Source organism: Nitratireductor sp. WH36-1 (assembly GCF_058725515.1).
This window is the reverse complement of the sequence record NZ_CM178970.1, coordinates 1,975,718-1,996,390: the sequence shown is the minus strand read 5'-3', so window position 1 is coordinate 1,996,390 and position 20,673 is coordinate 1,975,718. Positions and strand designations below refer to the sequence as shown.

The 20,673-nt window shown below is 61.3% G+C and carries 23 protein-coding genes; 14 read left to right on the top strand and 9 right to left on the bottom strand.

Going from position 1 to position 20,673, the window contains the following annotated elements:
- Positions 1–15: 15 nt before the first annotated feature.
- Positions 16–1,899, bottom strand: coding sequence for a L,D-transpeptidase family protein (locus tag AC4PTT_RS09330; RefSeq protein ID WP_492162571.1), 1,884 nt, complete (start codon positions 1,897–1,899; stop codon positions 16–18).
- Positions 1,900–2,089: 190 nt separating this feature from the next.
- Positions 2,090–3,043, bottom strand: coding sequence for an alpha/beta fold hydrolase (locus AC4PTT_RS09325; RefSeq protein WP_492162570.1), 954 nt, complete (start codon positions 3,041–3,043; stop codon positions 2,090–2,092).
- Between the two features lie 48 nt (positions 3,044–3,091).
- On the opposite strand from AC4PTT_RS09325, the gene AC4PTT_RS09320 reads away from it, so the two are divergent.
- Positions 3,092–3,544 carry a MarR family winged helix-turn-helix transcriptional regulator gene (locus AC4PTT_RS09320; RefSeq protein ID WP_113155403.1) on the top strand — a complete coding sequence of 151 codons (453 nt, stop codon included), beginning with the start codon at positions 3,092–3,094 and terminating at the stop codon, positions 3,542–3,544.
- A 118-nt stretch (positions 3,545–3,662) separates the two neighbouring features.
- Here the strand turns inward: AC4PTT_RS09320 and AC4PTT_RS09315 are convergent, their stop codons facing one another.
- Positions 3,663–4,490 (bottom strand): AraC family transcriptional regulator, encoded by an 828-nt coding sequence (locus AC4PTT_RS09315; protein WP_113155404.1) that lies wholly within the window; start codon positions 4,488–4,490, stop codon positions 3,663–3,665.
- Between the two features lie 135 nt (positions 4,491–4,625).
- Here AC4PTT_RS09315 and AC4PTT_RS09310 point away from each other — a divergent pair, with 135 nt between their 5' ends.
- Together AC4PTT_RS09310 and AC4PTT_RS09305 are read left to right on the top strand one after the other, a co-directional pair.
- On the top strand, positions 4,626–5,828 hold the full coding sequence (locus AC4PTT_RS09310; RefSeq protein ID WP_283800772.1) for an MFS transporter: 1,203 nt from the start codon (positions 4,626–4,628) through the stop codon (positions 5,826–5,828).
- 72 nt (positions 5,829–5,900) lie between these two features.
- Positions 5,901–6,251, top strand: a complete 351-nt coding sequence (locus tag AC4PTT_RS09305) for a VOC family protein (RefSeq protein WP_206546319.1) — start codon at positions 5,901–5,903, stop codon at positions 6,249–6,251.
- Between the two features lie 23 nt (positions 6,252–6,274).
- Here AC4PTT_RS09305 and AC4PTT_RS09300 read toward each other — a convergent pair whose 3' ends face one another.
- Entirely contained in the window at positions 6,275–6,868 is a 594-nt protein-coding gene (locus AC4PTT_RS09300) for a pyridoxamine 5'-phosphate oxidase family protein (RefSeq protein ID WP_492162603.1), read from the bottom strand.
- Between the two features lie 40 nt (positions 6,869–6,908).
- The gene (locus tag AC4PTT_RS09295) at positions 6,909–7,262 is read right to left on the bottom strand and encodes a gamma-butyrobetaine hydroxylase family protein (protein WP_492162569.1); all 354 of its coding nucleotides are present in this window, start codon (positions 7,260–7,262) and stop codon (positions 6,909–6,911) included.
- Positions 7,263–7,439: 177 nt separating this feature from the next.
- Between AC4PTT_RS09295 and moaA the strand changes: the two genes are divergently transcribed.
- The 10 genes from moaA to AC4PTT_RS09245 all read left to right on the top strand — a co-directional run bounded on the left by moaA (position 7,440) and on the right by AC4PTT_RS09245 (position 16,652).
- A complete protein-coding gene (gene moaA, locus AC4PTT_RS09290; RefSeq protein WP_206547454.1) occupies positions 7,440–8,444 on the top strand; it encodes a GTP 3',8-cyclase MoaA in 1,005 nt (334 codons plus the stop codon).
- A gap of 417 nt (positions 8,445–8,861) precedes the next feature.
- A complete protein-coding gene (locus AC4PTT_RS09285) occupies positions 8,862–9,782 on the top strand; it encodes a DMT family transporter (RefSeq protein WP_113155407.1) in 921 nt (306 codons plus the stop codon).
- A gap of 100 nt (positions 9,783–9,882) precedes the next feature.
- Positions 9,883–11,088 carry a multidrug effflux MFS transporter gene (locus tag AC4PTT_RS09280; protein WP_113155408.1) on the top strand — a complete coding sequence of 402 codons (1,206 nt, stop codon included), beginning with the start codon at positions 9,883–9,885 and terminating at the stop codon, positions 11,086–11,088.
- Positions 11,089–11,097: 9 nt separating this feature from the next.
- On the top strand, positions 11,098–11,727 hold the full coding sequence (mobA, locus tag AC4PTT_RS09275) for a molybdenum cofactor guanylyltransferase MobA (protein WP_222473910.1): 630 nt from the start codon (positions 11,098–11,100) through the stop codon (positions 11,725–11,727).
- Complete coding sequence (gene mobB / locus AC4PTT_RS09270) at positions 11,724–12,242, top strand: molybdopterin-guanine dinucleotide biosynthesis protein B (RefSeq protein WP_492162568.1); 519 nt, start codon at positions 11,724–11,726, stop codon at positions 12,240–12,242. Before mobA ends, mobB begins: the two co-directional genes overlap by 4 nt.
- Before the next feature lie 405 nt (positions 12,243–12,647).
- Complete coding sequence (locus tag AC4PTT_RS09265) at positions 12,648–13,433, top strand: ABC transporter substrate-binding protein (RefSeq protein WP_113155410.1); 786 nt, start codon at positions 12,648–12,650, stop codon at positions 13,431–13,433.
- A 169-nt stretch (positions 13,434–13,602) separates the two neighbouring features.
- A complete protein-coding gene (locus AC4PTT_RS09260) occupies positions 13,603–14,316 on the top strand; it encodes an ABC transporter permease (protein ID WP_492162567.1) in 714 nt (237 codons plus the stop codon).
- Entirely contained in the window at positions 14,313–15,137 is an 825-nt protein-coding gene (locus AC4PTT_RS09255; RefSeq protein ID WP_113155412.1) for an ABC transporter permease, read from the top strand. Before AC4PTT_RS09260 ends, AC4PTT_RS09255 begins: the two co-directional genes overlap by 4 nt.
- Positions 15,138–15,182: 45 nt before the next feature.
- Entirely contained in the window at positions 15,183–16,052 is an 870-nt protein-coding gene (locus AC4PTT_RS09250; protein WP_206546324.1) for an NAD(P)-dependent oxidoreductase, read from the top strand.
- A gap of 9 nt (positions 16,053–16,061) precedes the next feature.
- Complete coding sequence (locus AC4PTT_RS09245) at positions 16,062–16,652, top strand: DUF3299 domain-containing protein (RefSeq protein ID WP_492162566.1); 591 nt, start codon at positions 16,062–16,064, stop codon at positions 16,650–16,652.
- Here the strand turns inward: AC4PTT_RS09245 and AC4PTT_RS09240 are convergent.
- The 4 genes from AC4PTT_RS09240 to AC4PTT_RS09225 all read right to left on the bottom strand — a co-directional run bounded on the left by AC4PTT_RS09240 (position 16,607) and on the right by AC4PTT_RS09225 (position 19,060).
- On the bottom strand, positions 16,607–17,101 hold the full coding sequence (locus tag AC4PTT_RS09240) for an Lrp/AsnC family transcriptional regulator (protein WP_113155415.1): 495 nt from the start codon (positions 17,099–17,101) through the stop codon (positions 16,607–16,609). The two genes, AC4PTT_RS09245 and AC4PTT_RS09240, sit on opposite strands and share 46 nt — an antisense overlap.
- A 99-nt stretch (positions 17,102–17,200) precedes the next feature.
- Entirely contained in the window at positions 17,201–17,833 is a 633-nt protein-coding gene (locus AC4PTT_RS09235; protein ID WP_492162565.1) for a uracil-DNA glycosylase family protein, read from the bottom strand.
- Positions 17,834–17,835: 2 nt separating this feature from the next.
- On the bottom strand, positions 17,836–18,447 hold the full coding sequence (locus AC4PTT_RS09230) for a glutathione S-transferase (protein WP_432516392.1): 612 nt from the start codon (positions 18,445–18,447) through the stop codon (positions 17,836–17,838).
- Positions 18,434–19,060, bottom strand: a complete 627-nt coding sequence (locus AC4PTT_RS09225; protein WP_492162564.1) for a thermonuclease family protein — start codon at positions 19,058–19,060, stop codon at positions 18,434–18,436. The genes AC4PTT_RS09230 and AC4PTT_RS09225 overlap by 14 nt, the downstream gene beginning before the upstream one ends.
- A gap of 68 nt (positions 19,061–19,128) precedes the next feature.
- On the opposite strand from AC4PTT_RS09225, the gene AC4PTT_RS09220 reads away from it, so the two are divergent.
- Complete coding sequence (locus AC4PTT_RS09220) at positions 19,129–20,670, top strand: sensor histidine kinase (protein WP_475078561.1); 1,542 nt, start codon at positions 19,129–19,131, stop codon at positions 20,668–20,670.
- The last annotated feature ends 3 nt before the right edge of the window (positions 20,671–20,673 follow it).

Sequence of the window (20,673 nt, the reverse complement as noted above, 5' to 3'; positions counted from 1 at the left end):
GCCTGATCCTCCCGATCAGGAATTGGGCGAGCGCGTATCGGTGACCTTCTCGATCGCAATCCCCAGGCGCTCATCACGCCCATAGACATCGCCATGATAGGCGATCACACCATCCGTCTGCGGCCATGCCGTGAAATAACCGACATAGACGGGGATCTTGCGCTCGATCTTGCGCCGTGTCGGGCGACTGCGATCACCGCTCTCAATGGCGCGCGCCACGTCGTCGACGGAAACATCGAGCAGCGCCGCCGCCATGGCGCGCGGATCAGCCAGACGCACGCAACCATGGCTGAATGCGCGTGTGTCGCGCTGGAACAGGCTCTTGGAAGGCGTGTCATGCATGTAGATGGCGTGCCGGTTGGGGAACAGGATCTTCAACTCACCAAGCGCGTTGCGGCGGCCCGGCTTCTGACGGACGCTGAAAGGCACATTGCGACCATACTGGCCCCAGTCGACGGCGGACGACGAGACCTTGCGCCCCTGACCATTGATCACCTCGTAGCCGTTCCGGTCGAGATAGCTCGGATCGCGCCAGAGCTTGGGCAGCATCTCGTTGACGATGATGGAGCGCGGCACCCCCCAATAGGGGTTGAACTCCACCGTCTCCAGCTCGTCATGGAAGAAATTGGTCTGATTGGCAGACCGGCCCACCACCGTACGCATGGAAATGCGCGGCTCGCCCTTGTCGAAGAAATCAACATTGAAGGAGGCGGCGTTGATCACCACCCGCGTTTCGCCCAGCTCCGAGGGGTGCCAGCGCAGACGCTCCAGCGTGTAGAGAACCTTGTCGATGCGCGCAGCCTTGGAAACGCCGGCAATCGCGGCAACGGTGCGCGGCCCGATGACGCCATCCGGCTTGAGGCCCCTCTCCTCCTGCGCGGCCTTCACCACAGGCACGAGCGCCTCGACGTAAACCTCGCTGCCGGCATGCTCTTTCAGCGCCGCGCCATGGGTTTCCAGAAATGCGGCATCCGCATCACGCTCGATGAGCTTGAGCAGCTTTGCCAGTTCAGGATTGGTTCCGCCCGGGCGGACAAACGTCTTGGGGTCGACGATGATCTCACGCTCGGCAGCGCCGCGCAGCATCTCCAGCTCCGCGCGCAGCTTGCGATAAGTGTCGTTCTGCGGGTGCTGCCGCTCCAGATAGATATCGGCGTCGGCCATGTTGGCCATGAAGCCGAGCGACTGTTCCAGGTTCATCGGCTTCTTGGCGAAGTCGTGATAGCCGGATAACTTGTTCGGATTGATGCGGCCCGCATGGGCATCACGCGCATAGCGTAATGCACGGGCAGAAAGCATCATCTCGAAGCGGATCAGTTCTTTCTGGCGTGCTGCGATGTCATCATAGGAAAAATCGCTGCCCGGCACGCCGACCGTATAGTCGCTGTCGGAGAGCCCGTAGCTGGAAGCCTCAGAAAGAACGCGTAGAACCTGCCGCGCACGATCATTGGGCTGGTATCCGGAAACCCAGATGAAATCGGGCCTGTTCGAATAGAAGTCGACCAGCGCCTTCGCGATATCCTTCTCGGCATAGAGTTCCATCCCCTCCAGCATCGGCAATGCCTCGCGGAAGGAAACGCCCTCAAGGGTCGGCTGAAAAGCGCCCTCTGCCTCTGGAAGCGTGATCTCGGAGAACTCGACATGGGCGAGGCTCTCCGGCTTGTAATTGTAATAGGAAGGCGCGGAGATCTTTGGCGCCTTCGCAGGCACACGACGCTGCGGCGCGGGCTCAACAGGCTTCGGCGGCGGCGCGGAACGCGCGGCGCTGAAGCGGTTGTTGCCACCGAACAGCATGTCGAAAAGATTGTCGCCCTGGGCATGTGCTGCCCCCGCATGCCCCGCAAACACAGCCAGGGCCGCACAGGCCAGCCAGGTCTTGCGTGTGGATTTCAAAATCATCGATCACCCCGCCGAGATCCGAACTATATTCCAGGAGCGCCATTTGCGGACAGGCTTCCAGCGGCGGCCAGAGACCGCAACCGATGACGCCTGCACGTAAAACGCTTCCCAAACATGAATCGCAACCAAAATAACAGTTCAAACAGGATCGGTCGCGGGCAGATCGATAAAATTGTCGGGAAATGCACGCTCAGTTGGGGATTGGTAAATGATTCTCTAATGACCGCATAAGGGGCACATCCTCACGCCGCAGCTTGCGCGTGGCGACAAAGGCGGCGACACGCGCTGCGATCCCCGGATCGGCGAGAATGCGGCGATGACCGAGCCCCGGCGCCCATGTCACCGAAACATGCCGCCCTGCTGCCGCCATCGCCCTGGCGTCGGTGGCAGGAACCTCCTTGTCATCGGGCGCGTGGACAATCAGGGTCGGGATATCGAGGGCGCTCAGTTGATCTCTCCCGACGAAACTGGAAAGCGGCGTTCCGGCAATGATCTCAACCCGCCCTTCAAACACGTCTTGAGCCTTTGGGCTGAGTTTCAGAAACTGCCCGAACTGCGTGAAAAGATCAGGCAGCGCGTTCGGTGCGCCGATCATCACAAGCCTGCGCACCGGAACCGGCGGTATTCCATCAATGGACCCGGCCACCGCATTGAGGGCAACGGCGCCACCGAAGGAATGCCCGACCATCGCGTCGAACGGCCCAAGCCATTGGGCCGCACTTTGCACGGCTGCGACGGCCTTGGGGATGTTCAAAACCCGCCCGCCGGACGAACCGTGTCCCGGGAGATCGAGCGACACCACGCGAAACCCACGCTCCAGAAGCGCCTCGATGATGGCGCGCATATGCTCCGTGCGCGAACGCCAGCCATGCAGCACAAGCACGGTCGGCCCGTCGCGACGCCCGCCCCAGTTTGTGAACTCGTAAGCCGCAACACGGCCGTACTCCGTCGTGAGACTGTGCCTGCGGGCGCTGTTCATGAAATTCTGCGCCTTTGACAGGAGACGCTTTTCCTTCTCCGTCAGCTTCTGCGGGCTCGGCGTACGGCAGAAGAGCCGGAAGGCAAGACGACCTGCGAGGCTTGGCGCGACATGATCGATTGTGCCAAAAAGACCCCGTAAGATCCTCAGATTGAGTGCGGTCATGTCGGCAATCCATGATAATGTTCAATCATGAACAAAGTTAGTTCAAGCATGAACAAAAAACAAGAACTTCCCTGGGACAATCCGCGCTTCCGTACATGGGTTGCAGTCGCGCGCGCAGAAAAGGCCATTGTAAGGGCCCTTGGCAAGGCACTCGAACCGCTGGGCCTGAAGATCGCGCAGCTCGACATGCTGATGAATCTGTATCGCCACCCCGGTCAGTCGCAGCACGATCTGGCGCGCAGGCTTCTGGTCGGCCGCTCCAACATCACCATGCTTTTGCCGCAGCTTGAAACCCAGGGGCTCGTGCGCCGCGAGAACGACGCAAAGGACCGTCGCATTCTCAGGCTCTACCTGACGCCCGATGGCGAGGAACGGCTGATGGAAGCGCTCGCCGTCTATACGGAACTTATCGACCGCGTCATGGCCCAGTCCACGCCGGAACAGTGCGAGGCCATGGGCGAGCAGATGCGCAAGATCAGCGAGACACTGGCGCAGGACTAGCGCTTCGGCCCGAAAGTCGGAATCGATGTTCGGAAAACACGATGCGTCGATTCAATAGGTTAGAGCGTCCTTTGTGCGTCCGAATGGACGCACGGCGCTCCAGCGGCAGCGCGCGGGGTCAGGACCCGTCTTCCCTCTCGGGCAGTTTCAGATAGTTGCGCGGCGAAGAGCCGAGCATGCGTTTGAACATGGTGGTGAAGGCGGCGACACTGTCATAGCCGAGATCATAGGCGACGCTCGTCACCGGCTCGCCGCTCACAAGCCTGGGCAAGGCCGCAAAGAGGCTCGCCTGCTGACGCCAGACCGAGAGGCTAACACCCGCTTCCTGCTTGAAGCGCCGCGTGAAAGTGCGTCGGCTCATGCCCGCGTCGCGCGCCCAGTCATCAATGGTGACCCGGCTTGCCGGCGCATCGAGAAAGGCCCGGCACATCCGCGCAAGCCGCGCATCAGCGGGAAACGGCAGGCCGAGCGGCAATTCCGGCAGGCGCGGAATTTCGTGCAGAATGAGCTTGTAGATAAGCCCGTTGCGCCCGGTCGGCTGCGCCACATGGGGCAGCGGCGCCACCTCCTCCAGAAGACTGTGCATCAGCGGGGTTACACCGACCACACGCGGCCTGTCGGGCAGATCGGAAATCGCCTCCGGCAGCACATAGACAGACTGCATGCGCACATCGGTCACCATGTCCACGGCATGCACGATGCCGGGCGGAATCCAGATCGCCTGCCCCGTCGGCACCATCCAGTGCCCGAACACGGTCTTGACCAGAACAACCCCGCTGCGCGCATGAAGAAGCTGGCCGCGGCTGTGGCGATGCGCTTCCACCCGAACATGCGCCGCCTGCTCGATCTCGCCAACGACAAGATCGCCTTCCGCCTCCTCGATCCACGACCGGCGCTTTTCGTCATTGACCGGGCGATCCCCGTTCATGACGACGGTACTGGGCATTCTATTGGCTCTGTCGGGTGGATTCATTTGGCCCACTTGCGAAAAAACTAGACCAAATCACCAAGGAAGGTCACTTGCAACAGGCGTATAAGCGGTTGCCGCTTCGCCGACGGCGTTTTCGCATGGAGTTCCTACGTGACCGACACCACCGCCAATCGCGTTCCCGTTCAGGCTGAGAAGACCGCTTTCGCGGTGCTCATCGCCGTCAGCTTCTGCCACATGCTCAACGACATCATGCAGTCGATGCTTGCGGCCATCTACCCGATGCTGAAAGCGGATTACGGGCTCGACTTCTGGCAGATCGGTCTTTTGACCATGGCGTTTCAGGTCACCGCTTCGCTGCTTCAGCCAGCCATCGGGCTGACGACAGACAAGAAGCCGATGCCCTATTCGCTGCCGGTCGGCATGGGGTCGACCTTCATCGGCCTTCTGCTTCTGGCGACGGCGGCCAATTACTCGCTGCTTCTGGTGGGCGCGATGTTCGTCGGCCTCGGATCAGCGATCTTTCACCCGGAATCCTCGCGTGTGGCGCGCCTCGCATCTGGCGGGCGCTACGGCCTTGCACAGGCCGTATTTCAGGTGGGCGGCAATGCCGGAACGGCCATTGGGCCGCTGCTTGCCGCCTTCATCGTGGTGCCGCGCGGCCAGACCAGTGTTGCCTGGTTCTCGCTCGCAGCCCTTCTCGGCATGATCGTGCTGTGGCGCGTCAGCGCCTGGTACGCAGCCTATCGCCAGCGCGCGGCCTCTCGTCCAGCGCCAGCAAAAACGCTCACTCTGCCAAAAGGCAAGGTGGCCATGTCGCTCGCCATTCTCGTCTCGCTGGTCTTCGCCAAGAATGTCTATATGGCCGGCATTTCCAGCTACTACACCTTCTTCCTCATCGAGAAGTTCGGTGTGACGGTGCAGCAGTCGCAGATCCTGCTCTTCGTCTTCCTGGGGTCCGTTGCGGCCGGCACGGTTCTGGGCGGGCTGGTCGGCGACCGCATCGGCTCCAAGACGGTGATCTGGTTCTCGATCCTCGGTGTGCTGCCCTTCACGCTGGCCCTGCCCTATGCGAATTTCTTCTGGACGCCGGTCCTGACCGTGGCCATCGGCCTGATCCTCGCATCGGCCTTTCCGCAGATCGTGGTTTTCGCACAAGAGCTTCTGCCCGGTCGCGTGGGCATGGTCGCAGGCATGTTCTTCGGCTTCGCCTTTGGTCTCGGCGGGCTTGGCGCAGCGGTGCTCGGCATCGTCGCTGACAGTCAGGGCATCGAGTTCGTCTACAAGATCTGTTCCTACCTGCCGCTGCTTGGTCTGTTGACCGTGTTCCTGCCGAACCTCAAAAAGGCAGGCTAGATCGCCGTGCGCCCATCCGGACGCACAAAGGACGGTCTGAACCATTGACGGAGCTTCAAGAGGAAAAACGCCATGAGGGTGAAGCGCATCGTCAGCAACATCGCCGCAGACAGGCCTGAAGCGGCACGCCGCTTTTATGGCGATGTTCTGGGACTGGAAACGCTGATGGATCAAGGCTGGATCGTCACCCATGGCGCAGACGAACAGATGAGCGTTCAGCTCAGCGTCATGTCCGAGGGTGGATCGGGCACGCCCGTGCCCGGTCTGTCGATCGAGGTGGATGATCTCGACGAAGCGCTGCGGCGGGTCGAGGCGGCAGGCTTTCCGATAGAATACGGACCTGCCGACGAGCCCTGGGGTGTGCGCCGTTTCTACACGCGCGACCCCTTCGGCAAGCTCATCAACATCCTCACCCACAAATAGGCAACGGCCCGCCAATCAGCGCGTCACCACATGGTCTGGCGCGCACGCTCCGGCCAATCACGATCATAAGCCTCGCCGTCGATCTGTGCGCGGCTTGTCGCCTGCAGGATCTGGCCGGCCGTTGGCAGGCTCTGCGGATCGACATGGTTTTCAGCGTTCCACAGATCGGACCGGACAATCGCCCGCGCGCACTGAAAATAAATCTCGTCAACCGCAAGCACGATGACCGAACGCGGGGCGGCCTCATCGACCGCAAATGATGCGCACAGATCGGGATCGACCGAGAGCTTCGCACGCCCGTTGACGCGCAGCGTGGTGCCCGATCCGGGAATGAGGAAGAGGAAAGCGACACGGTCATCACGGATGATGTTGCGCAGGGAATCGGTCCGGTTGTTGCCGCGCCTGTCGGGCATCATGAGGGTGCGGTCATCGTGGATGCGCACAAAGCCTGGCCTGTCGCCGCGCGGTGAACAGTCAATGCCTTCCGGCCCGATGGTGGCCAGCGCCACAAAGGGCGAGGCTTCGATCAGCTGCGCATATTCGGGAATGACACGGTCGGTAACCTTGGTCAGCGAGGCCGCGCCCGGCTTTCCGTAAAGCGCCTCAAGCGCCTCCATGGATGCGATGATGTGTTCTTCATTCTCATGCGTTGCAGCGTCATGCGTCACGGCTCAACCCCTTCTCCTGCAATTCATCGAGGTACCCCTGCCATTTGGCGTCTTTCTGCGCAGCGAGCTCATGGAGATAGACCCATGTGAAAATCCCGCTCTGATGCGCATCGCTGAACACGATCCGCACCGCATAATTGCCCACGGGCTCAACCCGGCTGATGGTGACATGCCGCTTGCCGGGAACGGTGACGCGCTGCTCGGGCGAATGGCCCTGCACTTCGGCGGATGGAGAAAGAACCCGCAGCATCTCGGCGGAAAGCTCCGCCGGCTCGGCATCGGGAAACAGAACCGTCAGCAAAGAACGATCTCTGGAAACACGCAATTCCTTGGGTGGTCTCATTGTGCACCGCCTTTCGCCAACAGACCTATTCAGCTTTGGTTCAACTGAAAAGCCCTGCGATGCGGATTGCCCACGAGAACAGCCCGGTGCTAGTGTCACGGCGCTTGAATTGTCTGCCCCGATCCACGACATGAGAAGGGTGGAAACATGATCGGAACCGCCAGCGGAAGCGAGCCTATGACGCAGAGCAACATGATCGACCCCTTTGGCCGCGCCATCGACTATCTGCGCGTTTCGGTTACTGATCGCTGCGACTTCCGGTGCGTCTACTGCATGGCGGAAGACATGACGTTTCTGCCCAAGCGCGATCTTCTGAGCCTGGAAGAGCTCGACCGGCTGTGTACCGTGTTCATCGAAAAGGGCGTGCGGCGGCTTCGGCTGACCGGCGGCGAGCCGCTGGTGCGCAAGAACATCATGCATCTGGTGCGCCAGCTTTCGCGCCACCTGAAGTCCGGCGCACTCGATGAGCTGACGCTCACCAGCAATGGCTCCCAGCTCGAGCGTTTTGCCACCGAGCTTGCCGATTGTGGCGTTCGGCGTATCAACGTTTCCATCGACACGCTCGATGCGGACAAGTTTCACGCCATCACCCGCTGGGGCAAGCTCGACAAGGTGATGCGTGGCATTGAAGCTGCGGAGGCCGCCGGCCTCAAGATCAAGCTGAACACCGTCGCGCTCAAGGGCTTCAACGAAGATGAAATCCCCGAAATGCTGCGCTGGGCGCATGGACGCGGCATGGACATGACCGTGATCGAGACCATGCCCATGGGCGAGATCGACGGTGACCGGACCGACCAGTATCTTCCGCTTTCGCTCCTGCGCGCACAGCTTGAGAAGCAGTTCACGCTGACCGACATTCCGTTCAAGACGAGCGGACCGGCGCGCTATGTCGAGGTGGCGGAAACGGGCGGCAAGCTCGGCTTCATCACCCCGATGACGCATAATTTCTGCGAAAGCTGCAACCGCGTGCGCATCACCTGCACGGGCATGCTCTACATGTGCCTGGGTCAGGACGATTCCGCCGATCTGCGCGATGCGCTGCGGGCTTCGGAAGGCAATGACCTGCTTGCCGAAACCATCGACAGGGCCATCGCCCGCAAGCCCAAGGGGCACGACTTCATCATCGACCGGCGCACCAACCGCCCCTCGGTCTCGCGCCATATGAGCGTTACTGGCGGCTAAGGTCCCGGACCGAAAGGCGGAACGCTTCTTCGGTCTTTCGCATACTCCATCGTATTCGCGCGATGCATGGTTCGGCTGGCTCACCATGAGGGAAGCAGTTCGTGACAAGGCATCTTGATCAAAGCCGTTTCAACGCGTTTGGCAGTCAGCGCCCTCCCTCATGGTGAGCCAGCCGAACCAAGCGCGTTGTGAAAATCTTCGTGTGTCTCGCAGGGTGCGTCAGAATGGATCCAGGGCCGGATTCGGGGCGTTTTTCGCGGCCTCAACGATTGCCAAATCAATAAGGTATACTTAGCATCAACACGAGATGTGCGGGGAGCAGATTCGCTTTCGCGCATAACCGTTGAAACTCCTTCGACGTGGAAGCGCCGCCCCGGCGGGCGGTGTGTTTCCACGTGCCTGCATCGCGGGGTAGTCGTGTCCTTTTCGCCGAATGCGCGCGGTGCGCTTTTCATGTGTGTGGCCCTTGCCGGCTTCACCATCAATGATGCTTTGACCAAGCTTGTCGCCGAAGTCATGAACATGGGACAGGTCATGCTTGTGCGCGGCGTCATGGCGACTGCGCTTATGCTTCTGTTCGCGTGGCGCACGAAAGCGCTGCAGCAGCCCAGAGCCATCCTGCACCCCATGGTCGCGCTGCGGGTTGCCGGCGAGACAGGCGCAACGATCTGCTTCCTGTCGGCTCTTGCCCATATGCCCATCGCCAACCTGACAGCGGTCATGCAGGTGCTGCCACTCACCGTCACCATGGGCGCAGCCTTCTTTCTCAGTGAGCCCGTTGGCTGGCGTCGCTGGAGCGCGATTGCCGTGGGCTTCATCGGCATTCTGATCATCATCAGGCCGGGCTTTGACGCCTTCAACGCCTATTCGCTCTATGGCGTGGCGGCAGTTGCCTTCGCGACCATGCGCGACCTGACAACACGCAAGATCCCCGAGGATATCCCCTCATCCCTGATCTCCACCGCCACCGCCGCAGCGGTCACGCTTGCCGGCGCTGTTCTGGTCGTCCCCTATGGCGGCTGGTCGCCGATGAGCAATGCGGATTTCGCAATCCTTGTCGGCGCGACGCTGTGCGTGGTCTGCGGGTATCATTTCATCGTGGTTTCGCTTCGCGTGGGGGAACTCTCCTTCATCGCGCCCTTCCGGTACACGGCGCTGCTCTGGGCCATTGCGCTCGGCATCGTCCTTTTCGGCGACTGGCCGGACTGGGCCATGATCCTCGGCGCAGGGCTGGTTGTCGGTTCCGGCCTCTACACGCTCTATCGCGAACAGATCATCGACAGGGTCAAACCTGCCGCTGAAAGCACAACCCCCAGCATGGCCACGGAGGGCACATGAGGGGCAACAGGCAATCACAAAAGCGCCTGACCATTGCCAACGAGGCTGTGCACCGCATCTCCGGTCACAGTCTCTGATAAATCAAGGTTCTCAAGACGTTATGGAAAAGCATTTACCCCGCTCTGCCACCCCTCCCCATATCGTCACGCTGGTGATCGCGAGCGCCACCGCCGCTGTCTCCATGAACCTTTTCCTTCCCTCACTGCCCGGAATGGCGGAGTATTTTCAGGCTGATTACAGGGTCGTCCAGCTTGCGGTTTCGCTCTACCTGGCCGCAACCGCCATATTGCAGCTCGGCATCGGCCCCGCCTCCGACCGCTTTGGCCGCCGGCCGGTCATGCTCACCTCTTTCGTCATCTTCATCCTGGCGACTATCGCCGCCCTTGTGGCCCCCAACATCACCATTTTTCTGATCTGCCGGGTGATGCAGGCCTTCGCCGCCGCCGGCATGGTCCTGTCGCGCGCCATCGTGCGCGACACGGTCGGCGCGGACGAAGCGGCAAGCCGCATCGGCTACATCACCATGGGCATGACGCTGGCCCCCATGCTCGGCCCCGTTATCGGCGGCTTTCTGGATGAGCTCTATGGATGGAAGTCCACCTTCTATCTCATTCTGGGCTTTGGGCTTATCTCTTTCGTGGTGGTCTATCTCGACCTCGGCGAGACCCATCACAACCGTTCGACCAGCCTCACCAAACAGCTGAAAACCTACCCCGAACTGTTCCGCGCCCGTCGCTTCTGGGGTTACACCGCCACAGCGGGGATGGCGTCCGGCGCGTTCTTCGCGTTTCTTGGCGGCGGGCCCTATGTGGCCACCGAGATCCTGGGTCTGACGCCATCGCAATACGGCCTGTATTTCATCTTCATCTCGGTCGGCTACATGATCGGCAACTTCATGTCCGGTCGCTATTCGCGGCGCATCGGCATCAACCCGATGATGCTCGCCGGCAACATTGTCGCCTCGCTGGGCCTGTTGCTGGCTCTGGCACTGTTCCTTGTCGGCTTCTACCATCCAATGTCGCTGTTCGGCCCCTCATTCCTCGTGGGCATCGGCAATGGCATGACCATGCCCAACGCCAATGCAGGCATTGTCAGCGTGCGTCCACATCTGGCCGGCTCGGCGTCGGGCCTGGGCGGAGCGTTGCAGATCGGCGGCGGCGCGGCCCTTTCCGTTCTCGCCGGCGCTCTCCTTTCACCCGATACCGGCCCCTACCCGCTCATCTGGGTCATGCTGATCTCGTCGTCGCTCGGCATCGTCACATCGCTCTATGTGATTTACGTTGCCCGGCAGGTCGGAGATGTTTGAGGCAGGTATATGAGCATGAGCAAGGGCATTGTCGGGATCATTCTTGCCGGTGGCGAAGCCAGCCGCATGGGCGGCGGCGACAAGGGCATGCTCGCGCTTGCGGAGACCTCGCTGATGGAAACGGTAATCGCGCGGCTTTCCCCTCAGGTCGACCGGCTGGCGCTCAACGCCAATGGCGATCCCGAACGCTTTGCGACACTGGGGCTCGATGTGGTCTCCGACCCGCTGCCAGAGCGCGTCGGTCCTCTGGGCGGCATCCTCGCCGGCCTGCAATGGGCAAGGCAAAATGCGCCCGGCGCCACCCACATCGTCACGGCAGCAGCCGACACGCCCTTCTTCCCGGATGATCTGGTGGACCGGTTGGCCGAAGCCGGCGGGAGCGCCAAAACGGTGGCCCTTGCGCGTTCAGGCGAAAGGCTGCATCCGGTTTTCGGGCTCTGGCCTGTGTGCATCGCCGACGATCTCGCCCGACATATCGCCGAAGGCGGAAGCCGCCGTGTCGCCGCCTATGCCTGCGATATCCAGAAGGCGGCAATCGTGGATTTCCCGCAAAGCGCCGAAGGCGATCCATTCTTCAACGTCAACACGCCCGATGACCTTGAACAGGCGCGTGAAAGAAGCAGAAGAGAGAAGTCGTGAATCAGCCCGTATTCGGCATTGTTGGCTGGAAAAATTCCGGCAAGACCACTTTGACCGTCGCGCTCGTGGAGACGCTGACGAAACGCGGCTTCAGGATCGCAACGCTGAAGCATGCGCACCACGATTTCGACATTGATCACGAAGGAACGGATTCGTTCCGCCATCGCCGCGCGGGCGCAGGCGAAATCGCCATCGTGTCTGGCGGGCGCTGGGCGATGATCCATGAACTCACCGATGAAAAAGAGCCAACAATGGAGGAGATTCTGTCACGGCTTTCTCCCTGCGATCTGGTGCTCATCGAAGGCTTCAAGCGCGCCGGCCACCCAAAGCTCGAATGCCGCCGGCGGGCTTCCGACGACAAGGCCTTTCTTGCGGCATCAGACCCGGCAATCGTTGCTGTGGCGGCCGACCACGAAACCGAAGGCGGTGCATTGCCGGTCTTCGACCTTGATGACGTGGACGCCATTGCCGATTTCATCGTCAATCATACGGGAATCGCGCGCAGCGACGGCTAGGGCCAGAACCCATTAATATGGCCGCAATGGTCGGCCTGATTTGTGCGGATACGCGAAGCAAGACCGCAGGAAGACTTCACGTTTTTCAAGGGTTTGCGACAAAGTAGCCCGTGCAAATCAGGCCGATCCGAAAGACGCTCGATAGACCGGCGACCTGCTGCGTCACCCCCCTTGACCGGGGGAAGACCCCGCTCTGCGGGCGTTTCCTTGCATCTTTTGGTCTATCGAACGCCATTGCGGTCATATTAATGGGTTCTGCCCCTGGGTTCCTGCGCCTTCCTTGCATTGCCTCCCAGCTGTCACCTTTACGGTTGCAATTTGCGGCAAATCGGTGGGAATATCCGGCTTCATGCACCGCCCCGGTCAAAATGGAAGGCGGCACATAATAAGATGAGAGGAACTAGAATGCTTATTTCACGGCGTATCGCGCTCGCCCTGCCCGCAGCCGCTCTGGCGCTCGCAGTTGGCTCGGCCCATGCCCAGGACACGATGAAGCTGAAGATCGGCACCGAAGGCGCCTATCCTCCCTTCAACAACCTGACCGCCGATGGCTCTCTGGAAGGCTTCGACGTGGACATCGCCAAGGCGCTCTGCGCCGAGATGAAGGCGGAGTGCGAGTTCGTGACGCAGGATTGGGACGGCATCATTCCCGCCCTTCAGGCCGGCAAGTTCGACGCCATCATCGCTTCCATGTCGATCACCGAGGACCGCAAGAAGCAGGTCGACTTCTCCAACAAGTATTACAACACGCCGCCGGCGCTCGTTGTGCCGAAGGAATCCGACATCACCGGCACGTCCAGGGAGGATCTGGCCGGCAAGGTGATCGGCGCACAGGGCGCAACCACCCATGCGACTTTCGCCGAAACGACCTTCAGCGACAGCGACGTGAAGGTTTATCCGACCGCCGAGGAATACAAGCTCGACATGGTGAACGGTCGTCTGGACGCCGTGATCGATGACGTGATCGTGCTTCAGGAGTTCCTCGACAGCGAAGATGGCGCCTGCTGCAAGGTGCTCGGCACGCTTACCCCGGATGAAGCCATCTACGGCCCCGGCATTGGCATTGCCGTGCGTCAGGGCGAGGATGAGCTTCGCGAGAAGCTGAACGCTGCCATCACCGCCATTCGGGAAAACGGAAAATACAAGGAAATCAACGACCAGTATTTCTCGTTCGACGTCTACGGCGATTGAGCGCAGTCATCATGTGTCGATTGACATAGCCGCAGGCGGCCGGACCCGAAAGGTTCGGCCGCCTGTTGCGTATCGGGCGGCGTTTGCTTAAGGGCGCCGTTACCAGAAATGAAATCGCCAATCCGCATGGGGGTGCAGGATCAGGCGGTTCGAGTAAGGATTTTGGGAGATGGAAGGGGTTTGGACCCTTTTGAGTTTCGGCCCTGAGGGCTGGGGCGACAATATCGCCAAAGGCGTTCTGTTGACGGTAACCCTGGCGCTGGCCACCTTACCTCTGGGGCTCGCCATCGGCTTCTTCGTCGCGCTGGGCAAGCGCTCGAACGACAAGGCCTTACGGCTTGCAGCAAACATCTACACGACGATTTTCCGCGGTCTTCCTGAACTGCTGACGCTGTTTCTCGTCTTCTACGGCGCGCAGATCGGCCTGCAGAAGCTCGTGCATTTGTTCAACCCGGACGCCAATATCGAGATCAACGCCTTCGTGGCCGGCATGGTCGCGCTGGGCGCTGTGTTCTCCTCCTATGCCAGCGAGGTTTTCCTTGCAGCGTTTCGGGCGATCCCGGACGGGCAATATGAGGGCGGCCACGCAATCGGCCTTTCCAACGGGCAGACCATGCGGCTTGTCATCCTGCCGCAGCTCATCCGTCTCGCCCTGCCCGGCCTGTCCAATCTGTGGCTGATCCTGCTCAAAGACACCGCGCTCGTGTCCGTCATCGGCCTCGCCGACATCCTGCGCCAGACCGGCATCGCCGCGCGCGTGACCAAGGAGGCGTTCCTGTTCTTCGGCATTGCCTGCCTCCTCTATCTCGTCCTCGCCATGCTTTCCTCCATCGCCCTTGGCGCGATCGAAAGACGGACGAAACGCCATGGAGTGCAGCGATGAGCGCGAACGGCACAATTGCGGTGGAGCGGCCACCGGAAGTCAAACAGGGCTGGACGCGCGCCCGCATCATCGGCGTCGTTCTGCTCACGATCTGGGCAGCACTTGGGCTCGGCGTCCTGATCTTCATGGTCAACGCCTGGGATCCCGAGATCTTCGCCCGCTATGCGCCGCGCTACCTGTCGGGCCTGTGGGTCACGATCCAGCTCGTCGCCGTTTCGGTCATCTGCGGCGCACTGCTCTCGGTTCCCATCGCGCTCGGGCGCATGTCGCGGAACAAGCTGATCGCCGGACTGGCCTATGCCTATGTCTACTTCTTCCGCGGCACGCCGCTTCTGGCGCAGACCTTCCTGATCTATTACGGCCTCGGTTCGTTTCGTCCGGAACTGCAGGCCATCGGTCTCTGGGGCTTTTTCCGCGAGGCCTGGTACTGCGCGGCCTTTGCCTTCACGCTCAACACCTCTGCCTATCAGGCGGAAATCCTGCGCGGCGCGGTGGAAAGCGTCGGGCGCGGACAATGGGAGGCTGCCTCGGCTCTGGGGCTTTCAAAACTCCAGACGCTCCGCAAGATCATCATCCCCCAGGCCCTGATTGTGGCGCTGAGGCCCTATGGCAATGAGATCATCCTCATGATCAAGGGTTCGGCCATCGTCGCCATCATCACGGTCTACGACCTGATGGGCGAGACACGGCGCGCCTATGCCCGCACCTTCGACTTCCAGACTTACATCTGGGCCGCCATCATCTATCTTGGCATTGTCGAGGTGCTGCGCAACGCGATCGACTGGATCGAACTCCGCATCACAAAGCATCTGAAGCGCTAGCGCGACCTGCGCCAGCACACGCATATCAAGGGAGAAAATTTCCGAATGGCAGACGTCGCATTCATCGGGCTCGGGGTCATGGGATATCCGATGGCCGCGCATCTTCAAAACAAGGGCGGTCATACGGTCACGGTCTACAACCGCACGGCCGCCAAGGCCCGGAAATGGGTTGAAGAGCATGGCGGCGCGAGCGCCCCGACGCCCCGTGAGGCCGCCGCAGGCAAGGACTTCGTGTTTTCCTGCGTCGGCAATGACGATGACCTTCGCTCGGTGACACTCGGCGAAGACGGCGCTTTCCAGAGCATGAAGGAAGGCGCGATCTTCATCGACAACACCACGGCGTCGGCGGAAGTGGCGCGCGAACTGGCCGAGGCAGCACAAAAGAGCGGGTTTGGCTTCATCGATGCGCCGGTCTCCGGCGGTCAGGCCGGTGCTGAAAACGGTGTGCTTACGGTCATGTGCGGTGGTGACGAAGCCGTCTTCGAGAAAGCGAAGCCGGTCATCTCCTCCTTCGCGCGCATGGTCGGACTGATGGGCCCGGCCGGCTCCGGCCAGCTCACCAAGATGATCAATCAGATCTGCATTGCAGGCCTCGTTCAGGGGCTGGCCGAAGGCATTCATTTCGGCCAGAAAGCCGGTCTCGATATCGAAAAAGTCGTCGATGTGATCTCCAAGGGCGCTGCCGGTTCCTGGCAGATGGAGAACCGTCACAAGACGATGAACGAAGGCGCATATGAGTTTGGCTTCGCGGTCGACTGGATGCGCAAGGATCTCGGCATCTGCCTCTCCGAAGCCAATCGCAACGGGGCGAGCCTGCCGGTCACGGCGCTGGTCGACCAGTTCTACAAGGACGTGCAGAAGATGGGCGGCAATCGCTGGGACACTTCATCCCTCCTCGCCCGACTGTCAAAATAGGAGCGAGCGATGGCTGGCCGGTTCCGGGTGTTTCATGCAGCGATCCTGAGCCTTCTCGTGACACCGGCCTTCATCGCACCGGCCAGCGCCAGCGCAGTTGAGGCACGAGAGATCGACTGGCCGGAACTCTCCCCCGCCCACGGCAATCCTGATGGGCCCGTGCTTGCAACGGGTCTGGACGGAGAAACGATCAGGCTGTCAGGTTATCTCCTGCCGGCCGATCGCGAGGGCGAACTGGTCTACGCCTTCATGCTGGTCGCGCGGCGCGGCGCTTGCAGCCACATGCAGCAGCCGCCGGCCAATCAGGTCATCCGCGTGGTGCCATCAGAGCCCTACCGGCTCAGTTCCAACTATGAGCCGGTCACGATCACGGGCGCTCTGCGCCCCGGCCTGGAAAAGACGCAGCTTTTCATTCTGGACGGAGCGGCCATCATCCAATCCGGCTACACGATGCGCCGCGCGGAAGTGAGCCCGAACCGGAACGCGCCTGCATGGCGCGACCCGTCACAGGACAATCCGTGGCATCGGGTCACAAGAGGTGCCGAACTTTCCGCTCAGCCGCCGTTGGAGCCGCCGGAATCCTTGTCGAGCACCAGATAATCCAGCGGCAGCTCGGTCGTGTATTTGATCTGCTCCATGGCGAAGGTGGACGAGACATCGCGGATCTCGATCTTGCCGATGAGCTTCTTGTAGAAAGCGTCATAGGCCGCAATGTCCGGCACGACCACGCGCAGCAGATAGTCCACATCGCCACTCATGCGGTAGAACTCAACCACTTCGGGAAACTGCTGGATCACTTCGGAAAAGCGCTTCAGCCATTCATGGCTGTGCATGTTGGTGCGGATCGAGACGAAGACATTGACCCGCGCGTTGATCTTTTCCGGATCAAGCACCGCCACACGCCGGCGAATGACGCCTTCTTCCTCCAGCTTCTGAATGCGCCGCCAGCAGGGCGTCGTCGACAGGCCCACCTTTTTTGCAACATCGGCAACAGCAAGGGTCGAATTTTCCTGCAAGAGGCGCAGGATCTTGCGATCAAGGCGGTCCATGACAAACTCCAGAGAAAATGATTTCCTAAAATGACAGGAGCCACACCGCTCAACAAGAAATTTTTTGCTCGAAAACTCGAGATTTAGACCGCAGAATTCTCAAACCGGTGAGATAAGCCGATGGATTTCCTCCCGGAGAACCGGCAGCAGATCGCGCTCGAACCAGGGATTCTTCCTGAGCCAGGCAGTGTTGCGCCAGGAGGGATGCGGCAGAGGCAGAACGCGCGGGCTTCGAGGCAGCGCCAATAGCCGCCGCCAGTCACCAACCGTCTCTGTCAGCGTGCGTGAACGCTCGCCCCCCAGATGCCAGGCCTGCGCATATTGCCCGATCACCAGCACGAGTTCGATCTGCGGCATGAGCGCCATCAGCTGCCCACGCCAGGCGGGTGCGCATTCCCGGCGCGGCGGCAAATCTCCGCCTTTCGCATCAAGGCCCGGAAAACAGAACCCCATCGGGACGATGGCAAAACGCGACGGATCGTAGAATGTCGGGCGGTCCACCTGAAGCCAGTCCCGCAGCCGGTCTCCCGAGCGATCATCGAATGGCAGGCCGGAAGCGTGAACCCGCGTGCCCGGCGCCTGCCCCGCGATCAGAACACGCGCGGTCGAGGAACCCACCACCACGGGGCGCGGTTCATGCGGGAGGGGTTTGCCCTCGGGCTCTTCCACGCAGAGACGGCAGGCGCGGACCTGCTCCAGAAGGGCTGCCAGCGCTCCGTCCTGCATGTCCATGCTCAGGCCTGCGCGCTCGGCCTTCCGGCCACCGTATGATACCAGCGCATCACATGATCGAGCCCATCGGGAATGGAAATCCGCGCCAGCTTCATGAAATCAACGCTTGAGAGCCCGGTAATGTCGGCGATGCTGTAATCATCACCGGCGATGAAAGGCCGGTCAGCGAGTTCAGCATTGAGATAGGTGAGAAATTCCAGTGCCCTGGGCTTGTTCGCCTCACCCCATTCGCCCACCTGCGGCACTTCCCAGTCTTTCATGGCCGGGTGCAGATGGCGAAACGCCTGTGCGATGGGAAAGAACAGGTGCATTTCCACGCGGCGCTGCCACATCTCCACCTGCGCCATGCCGAGCGCCCCCTTGCCGAACAGGGCAGGCTCCGGGTGCAGCGCCTCGAAATACCGACAGATCGCCACCGTCTCGGTGAGAACCGTGCCATCATCAAGCTCCAGCACCGGCAGGCGCTGCAGCGGGTTCAGCCGTGTCAGCGTTTCCGACTTGTGCTCAAGCGCGCCCATGTCCACGGGGACAATCGGCACTTCAATGCCTTTCTCGGCCAGGAATATGCGCACACGTCGTGGATTGGGCGCCCTGCCCCCGTCATAAAGCTTCATCTTGCGTTCCCTGTCCTTCGCCTGAAAACCACTGTCTTACACGTTCCCAGAGGCCGCCGAGCAGGTCATCATCCTGCGATGGAACCTCGCCCTGATGCGCGGCGCGCCAATCGCTCGGCGCATCGAAGCCGCCGGCCCAGATGCCCCGGCGCGCGCGGCGCGCCTCCGCCTCGACCGCATCGTAATCGCCATAGGCCATCGCCCAGCCAGCCTCCACGAGCGCATGGCCGATATCCTCTCCATCCACCATACAGCGGGCGAGAAGCCGCTCATAGCGATCACGCTCATATCCCTCGCAAACCACCTCCGCCCGCGCCACCAGCCGCTGCAGGGCGCGAAGCGCCTCACGCCCGCAGGCATAGTTTTGACCATCGCGCGTGCAGGACTGGTTGTATTCCGGCGCATCAATACCCTTGAGGCGGATACGTTCGCCGGACAGGGTGAGCGTATCGCCGTCATGGACGATCACGGCGCCAGTGAGCGTCTCGGTGCTCAGCCACTGAAGCCGGTCCACGAGAAGCGCAATCCCGCCCAGAAGCAGCAGGGTCAGAGCAAGGTCTGCAAGGCGTATGCGCCTGCGACCACGGCGGCGCGTGTATCGACGGCCACTCATTTCCTGAAGGGTCTCTTAATCATTCACGAATAATCTGGGTGGCGAATAGCGGGAATTCGAAACAGGTGATGGTGCCGGAAGCGTCAAAATCGGCCGACAAGTTCGCCGACAAGTTCATTGTGGACCGCACCAAGCCGCATCGCAACAGCAATGTGGGGCTTGCCGTGCGGCGCACGCGTGATCGGCTGTCCCAAAATCTCGGCCCGCCCGATTTCAACCGCGACATGCTCAAACTGCATGCGCGGGCCATCCTCTCCAACGCCGTCAAGCCGCCCCTGCTGATCGTTTCAATCTGCGTGGGCGGTCTCTATGCGGGGTTCGACGCACAGCGGATTTTCACCTGGGCGTTTGCCTGCCTCGCCTGCTACCTGCCGCTCTTTGCCCTGGCGCATCGCCTCAACCGGCTGCCGGAAAACGAAATCGAGGTCACGCGCACGCGTTATCGCTTATATGCCGCGCATTTCGCCAGCGGCCTCGGATGGGCCTATTTCGCCATCTTACAAGCCCCCGCAGGCGCATTGACGGACCCGGCCGTCATTCAGGGCGCGGTGCTTCTGTTCGTCATCGCGGGAACGGCCATCGTCACCGCATCGCTTGGCGGTGCGCTTGTCGCGGCCTTCGCGCTGCCAGTTTGCCTCTTCGCCTTCACAGTCAGCGCAGAGCCCGACACAGCGAGCATGGTTACGGCGCTGGTTCTCGCCGCATCGCTGCCATTCCTCGCCTATGTGGCGCATCACCGCAATCGCGCGGCTCTGAGACTGCTTGCCTTTGAGAGCGAAAAGAATGCGCTGATCGGAGAACTGGAAACCGCAAAATCCATGTCGGATGAGGCGCGCCGGCGCGCCGAAGAGGCAAATCTCGCCAAGTCGCGCTTTCTCGCATCCATGAGCCATGAGCTCAGAACGCCGCTCAACGCCATTCTCGGCTTTTCCGAGGTCATGGCGAACCAGGTGCTCGGTCCACTCGACAATCCCACCTACCGGGATTACGCAAACGACATTCACACATCCGGCAAACATCTGCTCAGCCTGATCAACGAGATCCTCGATCTTTCGCGCATCGAGGCGGGACGGTACCGGCTGAACGAGGAACCGCTCCTTCTCGGCCCCATCGTGGAAGACTGCTGCCGACTGATGGAGATGAAGGCGCGCGGCAAGGGCATCAGCCTCAGGCTGGAAGTCGAACCGACGCTCTTACGCCTTTTCGCCGACGAGCGCGCCATCCGCCAGATCACGCTCAACCTGCTTGCCAATGCGGTGAAATTCAGCCCCACGGGAAGCGAAGTGCGCATTCGCGTCGGCTGGACGGCCGGTGGCGGGCAGTATCTGGCAATCAAGGACAATGGCCCCGGCATCCCCGACGACGAGTTGGCCGTCGTTCTTTCTGCCTTCGGTCAGGGCTCCATCGCCATAAAGAGCGCCGAACAGGGCACGGGCCTTGGCCTGCCCATCGTACAGGGGCTGACAGCGCTGCATGACGGGGTCTTCGAGCTGAATTCAAGACTGCGCTCGGGCACGGACGCCATTGTCGCCTTTCCCCGCTCGCGGGTGATGGAAGAGCTTCCAGCCGTTCCAAGAGAGCGCAAACGCGCCTCAGGCGGAGCCGCCTGAGGC

Bases quoted from the DNA above. Each gene is read 5' to 3' on its own strand.
- mobA (WP_222473910.1), top strand. From the start codon at position 11,098: ATGAGCATGAGCAAGGGCATTGTCGGGATCATTCTTGCCGGTGGCGAA.
- AC4PTT_RS09305 (WP_206546319.1), top strand. From the start codon at position 5,901: ATGAGGGTGAAGCGCATCGTCAGCAACATCGCCGCAGACAGGCCTGAA.
- AC4PTT_RS09265 (WP_113155410.1), top strand. From the start codon at position 12,648: ATGCTTATTTCACGGCGTATCGCGCTCGCCCTGCCCGCAGCCGCTCTG.
- AC4PTT_RS09245 (WP_492162566.1), top strand. From the start codon at position 16,062: ATGGCTGGCCGGTTCCGGGTGTTTCATGCAGCGATCCTGAGCCTTCTC.
- AC4PTT_RS09260 (WP_492162567.1), top strand. From the start codon at position 13,603: ATGGAAGGGGTTTGGACCCTTTTGAGTTTCGGCCCTGAGGGCTGGGGC.
- AC4PTT_RS09325 (WP_492162570.1), bottom strand. From the start codon at position 3,043: ATGACCGCACTCAATCTGAGGATCTTACGGGGTCTTTTTGGCACAATC.
- AC4PTT_RS09280 (WP_113155408.1), top strand. From the start codon at position 9,883: ATGGAAAAGCATTTACCCCGCTCTGCCACCCCTCCCCATATCGTCACG.
- AC4PTT_RS09230 (WP_432516392.1), bottom strand. From the start codon at position 18,447: ATGAAGCTTTATGACGGGGGCAGGGCGCCCAATCCACGACGTGTGCGC.
- AC4PTT_RS09250 (WP_206546324.1), top strand. From the start codon at position 15,183: ATGGCAGACGTCGCATTCATCGGGCTCGGGGTCATGGGATATCCGATG.
- AC4PTT_RS09315 (WP_113155404.1), bottom strand. From the start codon at position 4,490: ATGCCCAGTACCGTCGTCATGAACGGGGATCGCCCGGTCAATGACGAA.
- AC4PTT_RS09235 (WP_492162565.1), bottom strand. From the start codon at position 17,833: ATGGACATGCAGGACGGAGCGCTGGCAGCCCTTCTGGAGCAGGTCCGC.
- AC4PTT_RS09330 (WP_492162571.1), bottom strand. From the start codon at position 1,899: ATGATTTTGAAATCCACACGCAAGACCTGGCTGGCCTGTGCGGCCCTG.
- AC4PTT_RS09300 (WP_492162603.1), bottom strand. From the start codon at position 6,868: ATGGAGGCGCTTGAGGCGCTTTACGGAAAGCCGGGCGCGGCCTCGCTG.
- AC4PTT_RS09320 (WP_113155403.1), top strand. From the start codon at position 3,092: ATGAACAAAAAACAAGAACTTCCCTGGGACAATCCGCGCTTCCGTACA.
- AC4PTT_RS09225 (WP_492162564.1), bottom strand. From the start codon at position 19,060: ATGAGTGGCCGTCGATACACGCGCCGCCGTGGTCGCAGGCGCATACGC.
- moaA (WP_206547454.1), top strand. From the start codon at position 7,440: ATGACGCAGAGCAACATGATCGACCCCTTTGGCCGCGCCATCGACTAT.
- AC4PTT_RS09255 (WP_113155412.1), top strand. From the start codon at position 14,313: ATGAGCGCGAACGGCACAATTGCGGTGGAGCGGCCACCGGAAGTCAAA.
- AC4PTT_RS09240 (WP_113155415.1), bottom strand. From the start codon at position 17,101: ATGGACCGCCTTGATCGCAAGATCCTGCGCCTCTTGCAGGAAAATTCG.
- AC4PTT_RS09295 (WP_492162569.1), bottom strand. From the start codon at position 7,262: ATGAGACCACCCAAGGAATTGCGTGTTTCCAGAGATCGTTCTTTGCTG.
- AC4PTT_RS09220 (WP_475078561.1), top strand. From the start codon at position 19,129: ATGGTGCCGGAAGCGTCAAAATCGGCCGACAAGTTCGCCGACAAGTTC.